This window comes from Lysinibacillus sp. NPDC058147, from assembly GCF_042884205.1.
Lineage (GTDB): Bacteria > Bacillota > Bacilli > Bacillales_A > Planococcaceae > Lysinibacillus.
The window spans coordinates 689388-708567 of the sequence record NZ_JBHVUJ010000002.1 but is presented as its reverse complement, the minus strand read 5'-3'; the positions used below and the strand labels follow the sequence as shown (position 1 = coordinate 708567).

Genomic DNA, 19180 nt, shown 5'->3' with positions numbered 1-19180 from the left:
TCTTTTTTGTTTTTAGATAAACAAAATTAATGTTTGTTTACACATTAATGAATTTATCATATATTGTTTGTTAAATAGTAAACGCAGAGGGGTTTTGTTTATGAGTAAAAGTGATTTGACAATAGAGGAATTATCAAGGGGGTATGTAAACACAGGTGATACATATGAATGTATATTTTGTAATGAAATATTTGATGCCGAAGAAGTATTCCAAATAGATAATCGATTTTTTACGGCTAGAAAAGCTATACAACACCATATTGAGAATGAACATATCTCTGTGTTCGAAGCGTTACTTCAATTAGATAAGAAGTATACAGGGCTATCAGATATCCAAACCGAATTGCTGATGCTATTTGCAACAGGGGCGCCAGATAAGGAAATTATTAATCACACTTCTGCAAATAGCATTTCAACAATTCGACAACATCGATTTAAATTGAAAGAAAAAGAAAAACAAGCGAAAGTTTTTCTGGCGATTATGCAGGCTTTAGAAACAACAAAAGTATACGAACCAATTCATAAGGGGGCAACACAGGTGGATGAGCGTTATGCGATTACAGTAGACGAGAAAGAAAAAGTACTTGCGACGTATTTTAAAAATGGCTTAGATGGTCCTATTGAAAGTTTTCCAAGTAAGGAAAAACGAAAAATAATTTTACTGCAACACATTACAACGAAATTTGAGGTAGGGCGTAAATATAACGAAAAAGAAGTAAATGAGATATTAAAACCAATTTATAGCGATTATGTATCCATTAGAAGATATCTAATTGAATATGGTTTCCTAGATAGAAGTGACGATTGTACAACTTATTGGGTGAAAGAGATTTAAAATGAACAGAGATAAATCTAATAACCAAATATTCCTATAAATCACATTAGTTGTTACAAATTTTTCTATTAACTATACTTAAGTTGTAGTCATATAGAAAGGGTGATTGGATGAGTAAGAACTATATTATATTTGGAGCAAGCCGAGGATTAGGTGATGCATTTGTAAAGGGATTGCCAACAAAAGGGGATACAGTATGGGTGGTGTCTCGAACACGACCAAGTAGCTTAGATATAAATGATGGCGTAAATCGTAAGTGGCTGACTATTGATTTATCTAGTCAACAACATATTCCTGCTTTAAAAGAATCTTTACAAGACGTTGCTATTGATGTATTAATTTACAATGTTGGAGTATGGGAAAAGCGTGGTTTTGAAGATGACTATACGTTTGATCACGATGAAGTTGGAGATATTGCAAATATAATTAATATTAATTTAACTTCCACAATTACATATATCCAAGCGCTATTACCTAATTTAAGGCAGGCGGAAAACGGAAAAGTGATTTTGATAGGATCGACAGCAGGTTTAGATCATACGAATAATGCACAAGTTTCGTTTGTTACATCTAAATTCGGCTTACGAGGCATTACAAATGCTTTACGCGAGCATGTGAGAAAAGATAAGATCACTGTAACGTGTATTAATCCAGGAGAACTGGCTGCTGAAGTACCATTTGAAGAAGGGGCTGAAAAAGCAATTAAGTTGTATGAAGGTACACGTATTCCTGTACAAGATATTGTGGCCATCGCCCAATGTGTTATTAATTTATCACCAGTTTCTTGTGTAAAGGAAATAAATGTTCCTGCCATGACAGATTTGAACGCATGATTCGGTAGCTCGTATTTTGATTAAGCCGTATCCAAATGTGAGCTATATGAATGACTCATTTCTGATCTTTACACTTGACGTGTGCATTCTTATGCATATATTATGTGTACAGGTGGTGAGACAAATATGAACAAAGATGAAGAGCTTCAATGTTCAAACGAAATAAATAATGCGATTGATTTTGATTTTTATAAAACATTATTTGACCCTGTTAGAATTGAAATTATTAGATATTTAGCTGTTTATGGAGCGAAAAATATAACTGAAATTGCTGAAAATCTTCCTCAGGATCGGTCGGTTATTTCAAGGCATTTAGATTTAATGTATAGATTTGAAATCGTTTCAAAAACAAAAAATGGAAGAAATATTTATTACGAAGTAAATAGCCAAATGATATTTGATAAATTTAAATTAACGACAAATGAATTAGAAAAACTCTTAAATAATTGCTAACATTGAGTTTTTCTAATCTATACGTGCATATATGTGCACTGTTGCATACTTGGTAGCCACCTTTATTAAAAGCTAAATGAGAAAAAGTTATGAAAACAATTGTCTATGTTCATCCATGGGATGGAAGTTTTAATCATGCAATTTTATCTAGAGTAGAAGAGACATTTAAGGAAAGAAATCAACAGTATCAAATTATAGATTTGTACCAAGATGAATTTGATCCGACTTATCATGCAAGTGAATTGAAATTATATTCAAGAGGTCAGTATGGAAATGACTTAGTGGGTAAGTATCAGTCAATGTTAAAGTCCAGTAATGAGGTGATTTTTATATTCCCAGTTTGGTGGTATAATGTCCCAGCTATTTTAAAAGGATTTCTAGATAAAGTACTGCTTAAAGATTTTGCTTATATTGAAAATAAAAATGGGTCAATGAAAGGGCTGCTAACGAATATTCAATCCGTAAAAGTTATTACAACTGGCCAAGCTCCAAAATGGTATATTCAATTTTTAGGAGGAAACGGTATCAAAAAAACGTTTATGAATGCTACATTGAAGTCTGTTGGCATGAAAAACATTCAATGGTTACACTGTGGCTATGTATCGTTAGGTAAAAATGAAAACCGGGTGAAATTTTTAAATTCGTTATCTTCTAAACTATAGGATAATTTATTAGATGGGGAAATTTAGGGATTGATTATAGTTAAGCAAGTATGTGAGAAAAGATAAAATCACTGTAACGTGTATTAATCCAGGAGAATTTGCTGCTGAAGTACCTTTTGAAGAAGGGACTGAAAAGGCAATTAAGTTGTATGTATTCCTGTACAAGATATTGTAGCTATTGTCCAATGTGTGATTAATTTAACACCAGTTTCATGTGTGAAGGAAATAAATATTCTTGCTATTACAGATATGAATGTATAATTCAGTATAAAAAATGGCTCACATGTTGAACGATTCTGTTCAATATGTGGGCCGTTTAAAATGGTGCTTATTTCAAAATTAATATTCTAATAAATTTAATCCGATTAGTAATCACTTTATTCGGGAATTAGAATTTCTAACTCAAGTATATTACTATTAGTAAAAATGCCGCTTGAGAGCTCCATTACATAGATAGGGGCATTTTTCTTGTCGATAATGGATAATACTTGTCCCTCAAATTCATCATCATTTTCACCAAAAATAAGTATAGAACTATATTTACCTTCATTCATGACGAAATCAGCTTTATGTTCTGTTTTTATACATATATGATATTCATCTTCTTCAAAAACATAAATAATATCATTATAAAAAAATTGCGTTGATAATTGTAATTTAAAAATATCTTTGGCTGATAAAGTTTCATTTGGTATTAAAGTGATTATTTTTTCTAAATGATTTGTTTTTAAGTATTTTGTAGAACTTACTTTTTTATTTGTGATATTTACATAATGGTGATCAATTGCCTTTTTAATTTTTTGTAGTTTGTTTATTTCGTCTGAAAGTTCTTTTGATTTTTCGCTTAATAAACTCAAATAATCATTTTTTTTATATGTCGTTACAACATCTTTAATTTGTGCGATTGAAAGATTTAAGTCTCTCAACATTAAAATTTGAGCAAGTTGATAAATTTCCTTTAGAGAATATTTTCGATATCTATTATTATCGGTGTAGGATGGAAATAAAAGTCCTTTTTCTTCGTAATATCGTATTTGATGATGACTGATATCAAATATTTTAGCCAATTGATTTATTGTTATTGTTTCATCCATAATATCCCTCTTCTCTAGATAAATATAAACTTTAGGGCTAGCCTAATGTCAAATGATAAACCTAAGAAAAGGCTTAAACAGTTATCACTGATAATGAAAGAAATGGATGGGATATAAAAATATGTAGGTATAAATCCCATGTGATAAAGCTAAAGGATTTGCTTCGTGTGGGTTTTAGCATTATTCTACCAATGAATAATTGGGCAAATGAATTGAGAGGTGGACACAAAAAAGTTTGTTTGACATTAGGTCAACCCTATAGTTTATAGTGATGATGTATTAAGTAGGGCGCCCCAAAAATGCATAGGTTTCTGATAAATAATGGTTTCATCAATATTTTAGTAGATATAGAAAATCTACAATATCTATAAAAGATGTCCCAATCGTGTACTTAAGGAGGAACATTTATGATCAAACAATTACAATCTAAACGTATTGAAGGGTTAGATTTCGCTAGAGCCTTGGCTATGTTTGGAATGCTGATTGTAAATTTTAAAATTATTATGGGAGCGGTAGGAATTGGGCCAGAGTGGCTTATATGGTTTACTGGTCTTTTTGAAGGAAGAGCGTCTGCCACTTTTGTTACGCTGGCAGGTATCGGTGTTGCTTTGATGACAAGAAAAGCTAGAAATGGCGGTGACCTTTCTACTATTAAAGAAAATAAGGTGAAATTATGGAAACGTTCCACTTTTCTTTTTATTCTAGGTTTACTTTTATATATTGCGGATTGGACTGGAGATATCCTTCATTATTATGGCGTTTATATGCTGATTGCTTCCATTCTTATCGTAGCTTCTACAAAGTTCATGATCATCATATCTAGTCTTTTTTTAATCACCACGCAAGTCTTACAAGTGACAATGAATTATTTGAAAGGATGGCATCCAGATCAACCATTTATGGAATATCTTGATTTTTGGACGATTGAAGGTTTTCTAAGAAATCTTTTGTTTAATGGGTATCATCCAGTATTCCCTTGGATTTGTTTCTTTTTACTTGGAATGATCCTTGGCAGACTTGATTTATCGAAGATAGCTGTAAGAAACAAAATGTTGTTTATTTCTATAATTCTACTCATGACAATAGAGGTACTTTCAAAAATATTGATGCGATTATCTCTGTCAGTATTAGATAGTAAAAGTGCCGAATTCTTGTTTCAAACTGGGCCAATTCCACCAAACATATTATATATGTTGTCAAATTCTGCTTCAGCGATAATTGTCATCGTAGCCTCTATTTATATTGTAGAAAATTTTCCTAGTCATTGGTTCACCAAATCACTTATTCAAACAGGTCAGTTAACATTAACTCACTATGTAAGTCATGTATTTATCGGTGTTGGCATATTAACCCTATTAAATAGATTAGAAAACCAAACGTTAGCATTTTCATTAGTATTTACACTTTTGTTTTTCGTAGCGAGTATTTTATTTTCTGTTTTATGGAGCAGAAAATTTAAAAGGGGACCTATTGAATGGGTTATGAGAAAAATAACAAATTAATATTTTAGTAGAAGAAATAAGTTTTTGTTAAATATGAGGATAGTATAAAAGCGTTCCGTAACAAGCAGAAACGCTTTTATACAAAAGAAAAAGGCTTAGTAGAAAAATATTCAATCTAATAACCAATCGTGGGATTCATCGGAAAAACTCTGAAGGTAATTCATGAACAAACCTGCATGATAACCATCACAAACAGCGTGGTGCATTTGTAAAGAAACAGGGAGATAAATTGCATTTTCCTTCTGTACAAATTTACCTGCAGTGATAATCGGTAAAAGGTAATTACCTCCATTATTAATGTTGAGATTAAAACCAGTAAATGAACACCATGGAATCATTGATATGTGAAAAATATTTTCTGGAATAGGGGATTTCGAAAATAAACTGATCTTACCGTTATATTTCTTTAAATCACTTTCGTAATTCTGATGGAATTGTTTGAAATTATTCGATGTTTCTGTCCAAATGCTCGAAAAAGTCTCTGATTCCTCATTAAAAATCGTGTAACTTGGAATTAATTTTTCCCAATACCCTAATTCTCCTTGGCTATTAAAACACGTCCTAAATGCAGTATTGGTATTGATAGCTTTTGTTACCATATATATAAATGTTGGATAAAACTTAAGATTATTATCTTTTATGTTTTTATACAGAATGCTAATATCTATTTCTGACGTCATACTAAATGTTGTTTCTTGGGTAATATAATGCTCAAAATACTCGTGTCGATGCCAGTTCTTTCGATCAATTTTATTGAAAATCATTATTGTTAGCCTCCTAAATATTATTAATTTTATTTAGGAGGCTATTTTCACTGCTTTTTTCATAGACTTCACCTCGTATTTGATATTGTTATATCCATTTTTGTTACTCAACATTTTATAACTTTATAATATAGTAAAGATTGGCTTCAAAGACAGCCACTAAATTAATATTATCGGATAGTCCAATGCCATTTAATAGCATCTTTTTCAACGTTTTTAACAAAATCGTCTTTCCCGTCGCAATAGCCATCAATATCATTTGGATACTGCTTGGCAAGTTGGCTCTTTATTTCTCCATACTGCCTGCAAACTTCGGGATGCTCTCGAAGGTAATCTCTAAATGCTAAATGTCTTTCTATTTCTTCAATGTTGTTATGTTGAAAAGCGTGAATTTGATGTGTGCGATGATCGCCACCTTTACGGAAATATCTTCTTCCAGTTATCCCGAATTCCCCCATAACTTCGTATCCAATCTCTTGAAATTGTTTAGAAAATGAATCCAATTTATGAATATCATTGACTACAAGTAAAATATCAATAATGGGTTTTGCTTTTAGACCTGGAACTGATGTGCTTCCAATATGAAAACTATTCACCAATTCTTCTTGAAGGATATTTCTAATAGAACGTTCCTCTTTCTGAAAGTCACTGCTCCAATTGTGATTATAATCTACAACTTCTATAATCCTCATTTAATACACCTCATTCTTGTTTTTATGTTACTTTACAAATTTTGTGTATTATTACAGATTATAAAAAAACTGATGCGTTGTCAATGATGTTATTTGAAAATAAAGGATATTTTTATTTTCTCTACAAAGCAGGTGATTCGTTTTTCATGGCGATGAAGAGATTTGTAGCAACTCTTCATCCATTCTAAAGGGGTGGGAGGTAAGTAACGCTCAAACTTTATTTTTGTGTTGCTTTAATTAATTCTAAATATTGAGAATCCCCTAAACCATATTGAGGGAAAAGATGCAGCAAGTTTCGAACGATTTCACGGTGAGGAAGATTTTGATGTGTTCGAATGTATTTTGTTATTTCGTTATCGCTTTGCAATAATTCTAAATACAATTTGATTCCTTGATATATGACCGGTATCAATTCTACATCTGGCATACGGCGTTCCAATAACACTGCTTTATATAAATCATAATAGTTACCTAGTGTTAATTCCGTTTCCTTCACAGCATATGTTTGCTCTCTCACCGCGTGATAGTAAACTGTTCCTTTAAATGATGTTTGTTCCAAATAAGCTAACATGGTTATTAAATTCATCTGACAGAACATATCTTCACCAAACCAAAGAACGATACATTGATAATTTTTCGAAAATAGGGTCTTTTCAAGTGGTGCAATTGTAATTGCTTCATATTCAGCTAGTGAGACTTGATGTCCCGTTGCTCGAACTTGTTTGAAAGAGTCGCTAAAAATTGTTTTAACGGTATCGTGTACACACATCGCTTCATTAAAAGGTGCGTAATCGCTTTTTCCCATTAATTGCTGAGAACTGAATTCTTCATACATCATTTGTCCATTTAAAATATTCAATACTTCGTGATCAAAATGTTCATCCACATGCTTTTGTAAATCTTCAATTCTTAATTTTTTTGAAATGTCCATATAATAACCCCTCGCGTCATTCATAGTGAGTTTAACATATGATTGCAATGGTTCAGGACTTAAACGAAAGGAGTTGGGGCTGACTCCAAATATCTCCTTGAAAGCTCTGGAAAATGCTTCTTGGGACGAGTAGCCATGGTTAATCGCTATTTCAATGATCCTTTCATCTGTTTCACTAAGACTGATTGAAGAAAGATAGGTTTTTCTAAGGGTCATATATCGTTTGATATTAATGCCTGTTACTTGATGAAATTTAAAGGAGCAATAGTAAGGAGAATAGCCCATTGCTTCACTTAGTTTCATTAGGGAAAACCCTTCAAACAGATGCTCTTCAATCCAATCAATCATATCTTGAATCATGTCGTTCATCATGTATCACTCCTATTTTTAATTATAGTGAAGAATTAGAAGGTGTTTTGATATTCGTTGCGTATTTTGAATGATTCGAACTGAATTCAACGATAAGGTGGAAATGATGTAATATCAAGAATTTTTTATGTAAAATCGAATTGCCTTTAAGGGATTTCTTAGAATGAAATTGAATGATTGGAAAAAAAACAAAAATAAAACATATGATATGTCTAGGTGCTATGAAATACGGTATTAAGTAAATAAGAATAAGGAGAGTAATAGGTGAAAAAAAGAAAATTGCTTATTTTTGCGATATTACTAGGATTATTAACGCTTTTTATAAGTTTTAGTCAATTTTTAAGTCCTACTACAGAAGAAATGGGGGAAACCGAAAAGGATTTTTCATCAGAACGAGCTCTTGATTATTTAAAAGAAGTTGCAAAGGAACCACATCCAATGGGCTCTCCTGCGAATAAAAAGGTCAAAGAATATATTGTCAAATACTTCCAAAGTTTAGATATGCCTGTTGAAATTCAATCGAAGCCAGTTAAGGATCTTAAAGATAAGAAGTATGCCGTAGAAATAGATGCAGAGACTGTGGAAAATATTATTGCGAAAATCCCGGGGACATCAGGAGATGATAATGCGATTTTATTAACAGCTCATTATGATTCTGTAACAGAGGCTCCTGGAGCGTCAGATGATGGTTACGGCGTTGTCACAATTATGGAGACAGCAAGAGCATTAAAACAAATGCCGGTACCTAAAAATACAATCTATTTTGTGCTAACAGACGGTGAGGAGCCAGGTTTACTTGGAGCGAATGCTTTTAAAGAGCGAACGGATGTTTTGAATAAAGTAAGCGTAATGTTTAATTTCGAAGCAAGAGGAAATAAAGGGGTACCAATTTTGTTTGAAACGAGTCCAAATGATTTAAAGTTAGTGCAATTTTATAAAGAGATCGTTCCGTACCCCGTAGCTTACTCATTTGCTTCTGAAATGTATAAAAGGATGCCGAACGATACAGATTTTACAGAATTAAAAGTGGCAGAAAAATTAGGCTATAATTTTGCAAATATGAATGGATTAGAGGCATATCATACGGAGATAGATCGTGTGGAAAATAGTGATGAGGGAACAATTCGTCACTTTGGGAGCTATGCTTTTCCTTTAGTGAAAAAGTATATGATGATGGATGCAAAAGAGTTTCAAGCCTTAGAAGAAAGTAAAAGTGATGCAATATACTTCCCGTTAATGAAAAAAACATTAGTTGTGTATTCCGAAAAGATAGTCATCCCAATGATGATTGTTTTACTTGTCTTAACAGCCGTTATTTACTTTTTCAGTTTTAAAAAGCAAGTGATAAAAATTAAAGGTTTTGCTTTAAGTTTCTTTACGATGATAGGTAGTCTTGTTGTCGTTTTCTTCTTCTATTTCCTCCTAATAAGTCTTTTAACAATTGTATTTAATGGTGGAATAGATAAATATAATATGGTTATGTTTGGTCCTTATGATCCGGCAATTCTTACGTTGATGGTCTTACTCGCTATTGTGTTTTGTTTCTTTTTTGTGAAGTGGATTTGGAAAAAATACGGTCTTGCAAATTTCGCGATGGCTACGCAAATTGTATGGATTGCCTTGTCCGTGATGACTAGTCTTACGTTCAAAGGTATAAGTTATGCATTTACGATTCCGATGATTATTAGTTTGCTATTGGTCGTACCAATCATTTTTAAAGCAAATTGGGCGAAGGGTGTTTATCATTATATTGCAGTTGCGGGCTGGACAGTTCCAAGTATTTTATTACTTGCGCCAATTATGTATTTGATGTATGTGGCACAAACAATTAGTATAGCACCTATATTAGCTATTCTAACAGCAATCATTACATTCCCTATAATAGGAATCGTGAATTTGTTAATGACTGATGATTGTGAAGCATAGCCAAGTTTTATATAAAAAAGAGGAGAAAAGCGACTTCATTTTTCTCCTTTTCTTTGTCTGAGCAAAATCATTCAGAAAAAATAGATTGCTAATGCACTGTAGTTACTCAGCTAGATAATTTCCCAAGGTACATTGTTGATCTACATACTAAATTATAATTTTCGAACTCGTTATATGTTTACCCAACTTTTTTTGATCTACGTAAAAATATTGCTTTATAAAGTTTCGCGCCATAAATTGTAAATGGTATACCATAAAAAAAAGCCACCAATAATGGCAGCTTTTAAATACCGAATTGACTTTTAAAATTGAAAATTTCATCAACAGCTTTGTGATACCCACCTGATGTTTGGAAGGATTCTTTTATATTTGCAACAGCCTTACGGAAGGGAGGGTGGTTTAACACGTGATTGACAGCTTCATTAAGTTGATTTGCCGTCAAACTTTGCATTTGTAATTGAATACCTGCTCCTATGTTAGTAACTTGTTCAGCAATTACGGGCTGATCCGCACTTAGTGGGATTACGATTAGCGGAACCCCGTTATAGAGAGCTTCATTGGTGCTGTTCATGCCACCATGTGTGATAAATAATTTTGTGAATTTTAGCAGTTCAGTTTGTGGAACATAATTTTTTACAATGAAGTTTTCAGGAATCTCTCCTAATTCATCAAGTTGAGTTTGACCTCCAATAGACATGACTACAGTATGCTCAGTATTTCCAAATGCCTTAAAACAAAGCTTATAGAAATCAATGGCTTGATTTAAGACAGTACCGAGTGAAATGTAAATGGGGCTTTTTCCTTTGATTGCAGTAAGATCGAAATCTTCTTTCGTTAATCGTGAAGAGATGGATGGACCTACAAATTTATAGGCTTGGTCAAATGTTTCTCCAAAAGGTTGAAATTCTCTAGTTGTATAAACGATAGTAAGCGGTGCGGGATTACAAAAAACTTCATATGGAGAATTGATTTCAACATCATATTGTTCTTTAATTTTTGTTGTTAGATTTTGAAAATCGTCATTGATTTTTTTTAAAACTTCAGTAGGAACATTTTGCGAAAGATGTTCTAATGTTTTATCGAATGATTGTTTAGTCTCAGCAAAAGATGTACATGAATTGATTGCCGGAAGCTTAAGGATTTTGGCAATTAAATGGCCACAACCAAACATAGAATCGTGGATGATGTAATCAAAATGCTCGCCTTTAATTTGTTCAAGAACGCTAGGTATGACGACATCTGCTGTAAGTAAAAGTCCGTTAACCCTCTCAAGTAAATGATTTCTTCCACCTGAGATAAAGGCTTTGATAAATTTTTGACCATCAAATGTGCGCACAGTCGCTCCTGTCTTCTCAATACGCTCTCGAAAAGCTTCAATCGTAAAGAATACGACCTCTTCTCCTCGAGCAATTAGCTCCTGCACAACACCAATAGTGGGATTGATATGTCCTTCAGATCCACCATTAATAAATAAAACACGTGCCAATTCTACCACTCCTTAAATAAAGATATTTTCAAGATTGTGTAAGAGTAATGGATACTGTCACATATCATTGCTTAACTATGTTAAGGCACCGTAAGATCTTTTAGCAAGTATTAGCATTTAGTGAAATTGTAAAAGGAGAAAAATAGCTACTTATATACTTTTACACTTGGATTAGAGTGTAGTAAATCAATTTATTTGAAGATGTTTTGTTAAAGTATCTCTGGTTTTGAAGAATATCGCAAAAAAAGTCAAAAATCATTAATTTTTATTCGTTATGATTATAAGTGAAGGGGAGGTGAAATACCGTTGAAAAATGATTGGCTAATTCAAAAAACAATAAATTGGGTTGAATCACATTTACATGAGCAAATTTCTACAGATGATATTGATGCAGTTAGCGGATTTTCAAGATATCATTTTCACAGGGTTTTTCAATCCTCTGTTGGAATGTCTGTCACAGAATATATTCGAATGAGGCGACTTGCAAATGCTGCAAGTATACTTCTTCATACGAATGAAAGAATTATTGATATCGCGCTTTATTATCAATTTGAGTCACAAGAATCCTTTACACGAGCATTTAAAAAACTATATGGTCTGCCACCAGGGCAATACAGAAAAGTAATGAGAGCTATGAGAAAAAACAAGGAGGAATCAATAATGGAAGAGAAAATTAAAGGCTGGTTCATTAGTGGAAGTCATCCATATAATTATGAAATAGGAATAGATCAGGAAACTGTACATCAAGGAAAAGCATCAGGATATTTAAAATCAAAAACTGTTCAGGATCAAGATGAATTTGCAACAATGATGCAACAATTTAAGGCAAATGAATTTAGAAATAAAAGAGTTAAACTCTCAGGATTTATTAAAACTGACAATGTTAAACAATTCTCAGGACTTTGGATGCGAGTAGATAATGCATCGGAGGATATCCTGCAGTTTGATAATATGAGTGATAGACCAATCATTGGTACAAATAGTTGGAATCGACATTCTATAGTTCTGGATGTACCAGAAAATAGTGCAATAATATCATTCGGTATTTTACTGACAGGAAAAGGGGAAGTTTGGCTGGACGGGCTTAGTTTTGAGGTAGTTGATATCGATATTCCTACAACCCATATTAGTTTTGAAAATCATCTTTTAGAGGAACCGACAAATTTATCATTTGAAGAATAAAGTTTTTAGAAGCCTGGAGCTGTTTCGACAGCTCTTATTTTTTGTTTTTATTAGAAAAAGAACTTTATTATTTGAAATAAACAAGTTAAAAAACGTAAGGTCTTACTTACTTCAATTAAGCTGTAAATATGGACTAATAAACCTCCCGTTGCTTGGTCAGAGTATCATCTGGCATCCCTTGTTGAAAGGATGGTATTATATGGTTATATAGATGAAATAAAACATCTTAAAGAGTTTGCATCAAAGATAGGAGACTAAAATGTACACAATTGGCCAAGTAGCTAATTTTTTAGGTGTATCTAGAGATACCTTGAAATTTTACGAGAAAAAGGAATTAGTAAAGCCAGAGCAAAATATGGAGAATGGATATAGAAAATATAATCATTTTGATATTTATGATATAACAACAGTAAATTTCTATAGAGAAATCGATATTGAAATTAAAAAAATCCAGGAATTACGAAAAAGTAAGAGTATTAAAGGAATACAGTCAATATTAGAAGAGAAAGAACAAGAGGTTTTACGGGAAATAGAATATAAAAAACTTCTATTAAAAAAGCTTCAAATAGTAATGGAAGATTGTGAGAAAATTAAACAATTTTTAGGACAATACATAGTTAAGGAAATGAAACCTTTAGAAATAAAGGGGGAAATAGAACATTTTACTGCATATGATGAATATGACACATTGAAAAAGAATGTGGACAGCTTAAAAAAAGCAGTTACGCTCACATCTTTAAGAAGAATCATTAACTTCAATGAAGAAGGTATGATAGAAGATAAGTTTATCATCGTAAGAAAAGTGGAAGACCTTAATGAAGAAATAGATGGTGAAATTCTATCTCATCTAAAATGTTTGTATACAATTATTGAAGATGGAAGATGGTCAACTGGTGGAAAGAGTATTGATCATAACGTTGAAGCTAGTTTAAGAAACGTAGCAATAGAAAAAGGGTATGAACTTTTGGGTCTAGTTTATATAAACCTCTTATTGACCACTTATGAAGATGGACTTGAACGTGTATTTTTAGAGATTTATGCACCTATCAAGTGAACTTATTATATCCTCGCCTTGCTTAAGAGGCATACTTTATTCAATTTAGTTTTATAGAGGGAGAGTCCTATATTTAGGGGTTCTTCCTTTTATTTGTATTTAATGCTTGCGGACTTAAGAGTCATAGTGTACTATTTGACTAGTACACTATGATGCGAAATGCGTGAGAAAGAGCTTATTTTAGACCAAATCATTTTATTGCAAAATGATTCGTTCACTGCACATGAGGAAATAGAGATGAAAGCGTGAAATTAATGACAAAATGGATTGAAAAGGAGATTAATATGAAAAGGTTTACTTTATTACTATTAATGGCGTTCACTATTGTATTGATGTGTGCTTGTTCACACTATACAACACCTAACGAAGAAAGCAATAAAGAAAGCAAGGAAAAATCCGTTAACAATGTACTTGTTAAAATACCAGACGATATATTTGTTTCTAAAAAAAAGAATGAAACTATTAGTGAAGATGAAATGAAAGCTAGTATAAAAAAGTATATGGATTATAGTCATGTGATAGATAAAGAAATTGAAAATATTATTTATCTTTATGAGGATGCTACTAAATCCGATCAGGAAAAATTAAATACATTAATAGCTGAAGGGGAAAAGAATGATACGAATTTCAATGATTTTATTAGTAATAATAATATCCCGGATGATTATAAAGAACCTTCAAAGACAATCTATGAATTTGTTTCATCTATCAGAGCAACTTTAATACAATTTGAAGATGAAATTGGTGGTATGGTCGAAAATGGTAACTTGACAGATATATCAAATTTTGCCTCAGAGCATTTTACTAAAGCGAACGGAAGGCAGCAACAAAAAATCGAAAAATTTTTGGACGAGAAAAATATTAAAACTACATACTTTGATGAATAGAAAGAATATATTTAATTACCCTTTAAGTCTTTGAAGGGTATTTTTTTATTTTGGGATTTTGAGGTGGTAAGAGTGTTGACCTGTGAGTTACCCCTAGGTTTAAGCTAAAGGTGTTCTTAAAATTTTTTACGAAAACTTAGTTTGAAGCGGGGAATATGTATGAATAGAAAAAAGAAACTAAAAAAACCAGTAGCAAGTTTTATTTTACTTACCAATCTCATCTTTTTGCCACTTTTTTGTCTTGTAGGAGCCATACACTTGTTAGGATTTCCTACATGGGTCTTTGATGTAATGTTCTGTATAGCAGCTTGGTCCTCAACTTTTGCTTTTGTACTATTGTTTAAAAAAATCTATCCTGAGCAGAGTTTAATCCAATTTGTTAAAGATAAATTTAACAATAAACTTAAGCTTTCTGTGATTCTTACTGCGATGTTGATTCAAACATTCATATTTTTGATGATTGTATTTCTCGTATCGAAAAACAGTGAAGTAGACTCAATTTTTACTGTTTCTTCATGGGGAATGCTGATTTATTTCTTTTTTAAAAACCTTCTTTCTGGGCCACTAGGAGAAGAGCTAGGGTGGAGAGGTTTCGCTCAAATGGAGCTTCAAAAGAAGCATTCACCATTAAAAGCTTCGATCATCATTGGATTTTGGTGGGGTCTGTGGCATCTACCCATATGGTTCACTACAGGTCTTGTGGGTATTGAATTAATCAAATATATTGTATTCTTTATGATTGCACTCATATTCACTAAAATCGTCATGACAGCATTTTATAACTTGAATCAAAATCTAGTCATTCCAATCATCATCCACCAATTATTTAATTTCTTTATTGGTTTAATAAACGGCAACTTACTAGAATTAATCATGTATAGCGCAATTCTTTATTCAGTAGTAGCAGTTTTACTCATCGTGATAAATCCCAAAAACGTATTGTATGGAAAGAAAGATACAAATGAAAAGCACTATATGGTTTATAGATAGTTAAGAACGAGTAGTGGGAGTTGATCTGCGAACAGCTAGTGGGGGTTATTATTCAAGTAGGAAAATTTCGGGAAAAATGGAGGGAAATTAGATGAAGAGAGAAAAATTAGTTGTCGTTCCGTTATCAGATTTTGAAACAGAGATTGGTCGCTGGATATGGTGTTTGGAAGATGTTCGGCGTACGCTTTTAAAAAAAATAGCTGACATAGGTCAGCAACAGCTCGATGCCAAACTTAATGGTCATTCAATCGGATCGTTGTTATACCATATCGCTTTAATTGAAGCAGACTGGCTATATGAAGAGGTACTTGGCGGTAAATGGAATCCAAAGATCCGTTCCTTATTTCCTCAAGAAGACCGTAATGAGGATGGCACCTTAAGCCATATAGAGGGACAAACATTAGATGAACATTTACATCGTCTACAATGTGTACGTGATGAACTGCTGTTCCATTTTCGTTCAATGGACTTGGAGGATTGGCGTACATCCAGAAATCTCCCTCATTACGATGTCACACCTGAGTGGGTTATTTACCATCTTCTCGAACATGAGTCACATCACAAAGGACAGATTTTTCAGATACTTGCCAATTTAAATTCTTTCTAAATAATACAGCAATCGTAGCATGATTCGAAGGCCAATTTAAATCAGGGATATTAAAGGTTCTTCATGTAATCGGATGTGGGATAGCAGGGGCTAATAATAATTAATAGCATATTATAACTTCAAGATTTTTATTTTCATGAAGGAGGAAAAGGAATATGTCGATTGTTCATGTCACAACAATGAAAGAATTAAGAGAACACTTAAATACAAAAAAAATTGTGTTAATTAATTTTTGGGCTGAGTGGTGTGGCCCATGTAAAATGTTCGCAGGGGTTTTAAATCAACTCAGTGAAGAATTTAGTGGTAAGGTAAAAGTTATAAAGGTGAATGTAGAAAAAAGCCCAGATATTGCAGCGGAATATAGGGTAATGGGAATTCCTAATTCTCAATTGATAATTCGTAATAAATCACAAGAACCGATTGTTGGATATGTACCTTTTGAAAAACTGAAGCAGATGATTGGAATTTGATGTATGCAATTATGGTTGAAAGACCGGTGAAAATAACTCTTTCTAGAGTTTACTTAAGTATTTCCGAATTTCGGGAAGCACACTTGTAACAATAGAAATATTTCCAATAATAACTTTTGAGGAATAGAAACCGTTGACACATCAATATTTGTAGTAAGATGTAAGATTAAGCTATCTAGAATCTGTTTTATTATATACCAGTTCATGTTATAATAAGTAGCTTAAGGTAATATAGACGTTCCTTATAACTGAACGGATGCCAAGAAAGCCTCCGCATAGAGATGAGATAAAATATAGAGGTGTAAGAGATTGAATAAAAAATGGACGATTGATAAAATTAAAGAATTTGTTGAAAGTAATTCGGAAAGTAAGTTACTAACGACTGAATATCACGGTTTCTCTCAAAAGTTACTATTAAAATGTGCGTGTGGTAACAACTTTGAAAAAACATTTACAAAATTTAAAAATAAACATCAACGTAAATGTGAAGTTTGCCAACCACCAAAAGAGTCACGCTAACCGTATAAATGATAAACGACGTATTAGCTATACGCTTTACAACAGGTAAAAAAAGAGCTCAATGTTACAGCTAAAAAGAATATATTAAAAGTGAGTAGGAGAACAAACATGATAGAGATCAAAACATCTCCTTTAAGTGATGGAGAATTCAATAGAGGGGTATTTGCAACATGTGATATCAAAAAAGGAGAGCTTTTACACGAAGCACCTGTTATTTCTTATCCAAACGAACAGCACCAATACATTGAGCAAACCTTACTCGGTGATTATGCTTTTGAGTATGGAATCGGTCAATCTGCTATCCTTCTTGGTTATGGGATGTTGTTTAACCATTCTTATGAACCAAATGCAACGTATGAGATTAATTTTAAAAATCGCACTTTTGACTTCTTTGCTTACACAGATATTAAAGCAGGAGATGAAATTCTAATCAATTATAATGGCGACGTTGATGACAAAGAGCTACTATGGTTTGATCAGGAATAAAAAGGATTTACAATATAAATCAGGGCGTTGATCCAACAAGGATTGGCGCTCTTTTTGTTGATGTTATTTATAAGGTATGTTTGCTTCTACTGTACAACGTGATTCAAGTGGAGTGTGGGCATTATTGTCCAATGAGGCATAAGTAGCTCTTTTTTTCTTTTTTGAACTAACGGCGCAGGTTAGTTGAAGAGTGTTGTTTTAACTCGTTGTTCAACAATCGGGCCAGATTGTGGAATAACGCAGTTGATGGGTTATACTAAAAATCAGAAATAGATTGTTAAGAATCATACTTAAACTAACAAGACAGAATAATCTAATTCAAGGAAATAAGTTAAATGATAAACTAAAGTTTACTTAGTACTAATTAAGAAAAATAAACTTATATGATAGATAATAAATTCTATATAGAGGTGGAGTTATATGCCTAAAATTGACAACATGTTAGCAATTCTATGGATGCTTCGTTCAGGTGAAAAAATTACTGCAAAACAAATTTCAGAAAAGTTAGAGATGAATATAAGGACTGTGTATCGTTATATTGATACAATTTCAACAAGTGGCGTACCTATAATTTCAGAACCAGGACATAACGGTGGATACACTTTATTGAACAATTTTATTGAGGCTCCTCTTTTTTTTGATTTTGAGGAGCAAACTTCACTATTTCACGCTGCTATTTTTGCAGAAGAAGCCGGATATTATGGAGGTGAAGCACTAAATAGGGCCATTTCAAAACTAAGTAAATACTCAAATCAAGAGCAGGAAACAAAGATAAGCCAACGTTTAACCAGTCTTGAAGTAATAAGTCGATTAAGTTCACTCTCTATGGAACCTTTTTTGAAGGAGTTGGAGCAGGCCGTAGCTGACGGGTACTCAGTAAAAATTCTTTACCATAAAAGTGGCGAAAAGCAATTAAATTATAGATTGTTCGATCCGTACAGAATTATCTATTGGAATAATAAGTGGTATGTGATTGGATTTTGTCATCTTAGGAATGATATCCGTAGTTTTAGAGTAGATCGAATTGAAAGTCAAATGCTAACCGAAAATAAGTTTAACCGGCCAGAAAATTTTTCAGCACGTGACTTTTTTATAAAAAATCTTCTTCCTACTATAGAAGATAAGGAAGGGATTATTTCTTTGGTTATTAATGGGGATAAAAGTGTATTGGCTGATATTTGCCAACATTGGTTTTTAGGACATTATTTACAAGAACGGACTTCAAATCAAGCAGTTTTTCTTCTTGAAAAAGATATAATACATACATATGTACCTTATTTACTTTTACCGTACAATAAATCTATTAAAGTTATTGAGCCAATAAGTCTTAAGAAAAGACTTATTGAAGTTCTGTCTGAATTAATAAAATTTCATCAAGTATGATAACTTCCCTGACGTTAGCTGTCAGGGAAGTTATATTATAATAGGCTATATTAAT

General features: G+C 32.5%; 20 protein-coding genes and 1 pseudogene. 16 read left to right on the top strand and 5 right to left on the bottom strand.

Features of this window, described 5'->3' with window-relative positions:
* Positions 1–100: 100 nt before the first annotated feature.
* The 5 genes and pseudogenes from ACFVT8_RS08980 to ACFVT8_RS08960 form a co-directional block, all read left to right on the top strand.
* Positions 101–835 carry a DUF2087 domain-containing protein gene (locus tag ACFVT8_RS08980; RefSeq protein WP_387083261.1) on the top strand — a complete coding sequence of 245 codons (735 nt, stop codon included), beginning with the start codon at positions 101–103 and terminating at the stop codon, positions 833–835.
* Positions 836–945: 110 nt separating this feature from the next.
* A complete protein-coding gene (locus ACFVT8_RS08975; RefSeq protein ID WP_387083260.1) occupies positions 946–1668 on the top strand; it encodes an SDR family NAD(P)-dependent oxidoreductase in 723 nt (240 codons plus the stop codon).
* Between the two features lie 126 nt (positions 1669–1794).
* Positions 1795–2121, top strand: a complete 327-nt coding sequence (locus tag ACFVT8_RS08970) for an ArsR/SmtB family transcription factor (RefSeq protein ID WP_387083259.1) — start codon at positions 1795–1797, stop codon at positions 2119–2121.
* 89 nt (positions 2122–2210) lie between these two features.
* A complete protein-coding gene (locus tag ACFVT8_RS08965) occupies positions 2211–2783 on the top strand; it encodes an NAD(P)H-dependent oxidoreductase (protein ID WP_387083258.1) in 573 nt (190 codons plus the stop codon).
* Positions 2784–2823: 40 nt separating this feature from the next.
* A pseudogene (locus tag ACFVT8_RS08960) lies at positions 2824–3044 on the top strand (short-chain dehydrogenase); the annotation flags it as partial.
* Positions 3045–3160: 116 nt separating this feature from the next.
* On the opposite strand, the gene ACFVT8_RS08955 reads toward ACFVT8_RS08960, so the two are convergent.
* Positions 3161–3877 (bottom strand): helix-turn-helix domain-containing protein, encoded by a 717-nt coding sequence (locus ACFVT8_RS08955; protein ID WP_387083257.1) that lies wholly within the window; start codon positions 3875–3877, stop codon positions 3161–3163.
* Between the two features lie 407 nt (positions 3878–4284).
* Here ACFVT8_RS08955 and ACFVT8_RS08950 point away from each other — a divergent pair, with 407 nt between their 5' ends.
* Positions 4285–5379: a DUF418 domain-containing protein gene (locus tag ACFVT8_RS08950; protein WP_387083256.1), complete on the top strand. Its 1095-nt coding sequence runs from the start codon at positions 4285–4287 to the stop codon at positions 5377–5379.
* Between the two features lie 110 nt (positions 5380–5489).
* On the opposite strand, the gene catA is transcribed toward ACFVT8_RS08950, so the two are convergent.
* The 3 genes from catA to ACFVT8_RS08935 form a co-directional block, all read right to left on the bottom strand.
* Positions 5490–6143: a type A chloramphenicol O-acetyltransferase gene (catA, locus tag ACFVT8_RS08945; RefSeq protein WP_387083255.1), complete on the bottom strand. Its 654-nt coding sequence runs from the start codon at positions 6141–6143 to the stop codon at positions 5490–5492.
* Between the two features lie 170 nt (positions 6144–6313).
* Positions 6314–6835 (bottom strand): GrpB family protein, encoded by a 522-nt coding sequence (locus tag ACFVT8_RS08940; protein WP_387083254.1) that lies wholly within the window; start codon positions 6833–6835, stop codon positions 6314–6316.
* 217 nt (positions 6836–7052) lie between these two features.
* Entirely contained in the window at positions 7053–8135 is a 1083-nt protein-coding gene (locus ACFVT8_RS08935; RefSeq protein ID WP_387083395.1) for a helix-turn-helix transcriptional regulator, read from the bottom strand.
* 264 nt (positions 8136–8399) lie between these two features.
* Here ACFVT8_RS08935 and ACFVT8_RS08930 point away from each other — a divergent pair, with 264 nt between their 5' ends.
* Positions 8400–10061, top strand: a complete 1662-nt coding sequence (locus ACFVT8_RS08930; protein ID WP_387083253.1) for a M28 family peptidase — start codon at positions 8400–8402, stop codon at positions 10059–10061.
* A 283-nt stretch (positions 10062–10344) separates the two neighbouring features.
* On the opposite strand, the gene ACFVT8_RS08925 is transcribed toward ACFVT8_RS08930, so the two are convergent.
* Positions 10345–11547, bottom strand: a complete 1203-nt coding sequence (locus ACFVT8_RS08925; RefSeq protein ID WP_387083252.1) for a macrolide family glycosyltransferase — start codon at positions 11545–11547, stop codon at positions 10345–10347.
* Positions 11548–11853: 306 nt separating this feature from the next.
* Here ACFVT8_RS08925 and ACFVT8_RS08920 point away from each other — a divergent pair, with 306 nt between their 5' ends.
* From ACFVT8_RS08920 to ACFVT8_RS08880, 9 genes are all read left to right on the top strand, one after another.
* Positions 11854–12729 (top strand): helix-turn-helix domain-containing protein, encoded by an 876-nt coding sequence (locus ACFVT8_RS08920; protein ID WP_387083251.1) that lies wholly within the window; start codon positions 11854–11856, stop codon positions 12727–12729.
* Between the two features lie 259 nt (positions 12730–12988).
* On the top strand, positions 12989–13783 hold the full coding sequence (locus tag ACFVT8_RS08915; RefSeq protein WP_387083250.1) for a MerR family transcriptional regulator: 795 nt from the start codon (positions 12989–12991) through the stop codon (positions 13781–13783).
* 284 nt (positions 13784–14067) lie between these two features.
* Positions 14068–14670, top strand: a complete 603-nt coding sequence (locus ACFVT8_RS08910; RefSeq protein WP_387083394.1) for an NDxxF motif lipoprotein — start codon at positions 14068–14070, stop codon at positions 14668–14670.
* A gap of 159 nt (positions 14671–14829) precedes the next feature.
* Positions 14830–15660: a CPBP family intramembrane glutamic endopeptidase gene (locus ACFVT8_RS08905; protein ID WP_387083249.1), complete on the top strand. Its 831-nt coding sequence runs from the start codon at positions 14830–14832 to the stop codon at positions 15658–15660.
* A gap of 91 nt (positions 15661–15751) precedes the next feature.
* Positions 15752–16267, top strand: coding sequence for a DinB family protein (locus tag ACFVT8_RS08900; protein ID WP_387083248.1), 516 nt, complete (start codon positions 15752–15754; stop codon positions 16265–16267).
* 155 nt (positions 16268–16422) lie between these two features.
* Positions 16423–16737 carry a thioredoxin family protein gene (locus ACFVT8_RS08895; protein ID WP_387083247.1) on the top strand — a complete coding sequence of 105 codons (315 nt, stop codon included), beginning with the start codon at positions 16423–16425 and terminating at the stop codon, positions 16735–16737.
* A 309-nt stretch (positions 16738–17046) separates the two neighbouring features.
* Positions 17047–17256, top strand: coding sequence for a hypothetical protein (locus ACFVT8_RS08890; RefSeq protein ID WP_387083246.1), 210 nt, complete (start codon positions 17047–17049; stop codon positions 17254–17256).
* Positions 17257–17364: 108 nt separating this feature from the next.
* Positions 17365–17742 (top strand): SET domain-containing protein, encoded by a 378-nt coding sequence (locus ACFVT8_RS08885; protein ID WP_132358511.1) that lies wholly within the window; start codon positions 17365–17367, stop codon positions 17740–17742.
* 420 nt (positions 17743–18162) lie between these two features.
* Positions 18163–19125, top strand: coding sequence for a helix-turn-helix transcriptional regulator (locus tag ACFVT8_RS08880; RefSeq protein WP_387083245.1), 963 nt, complete (start codon positions 18163–18165; stop codon positions 19123–19125).
* Positions 19126–19180 lie beyond the last annotated feature (55 nt).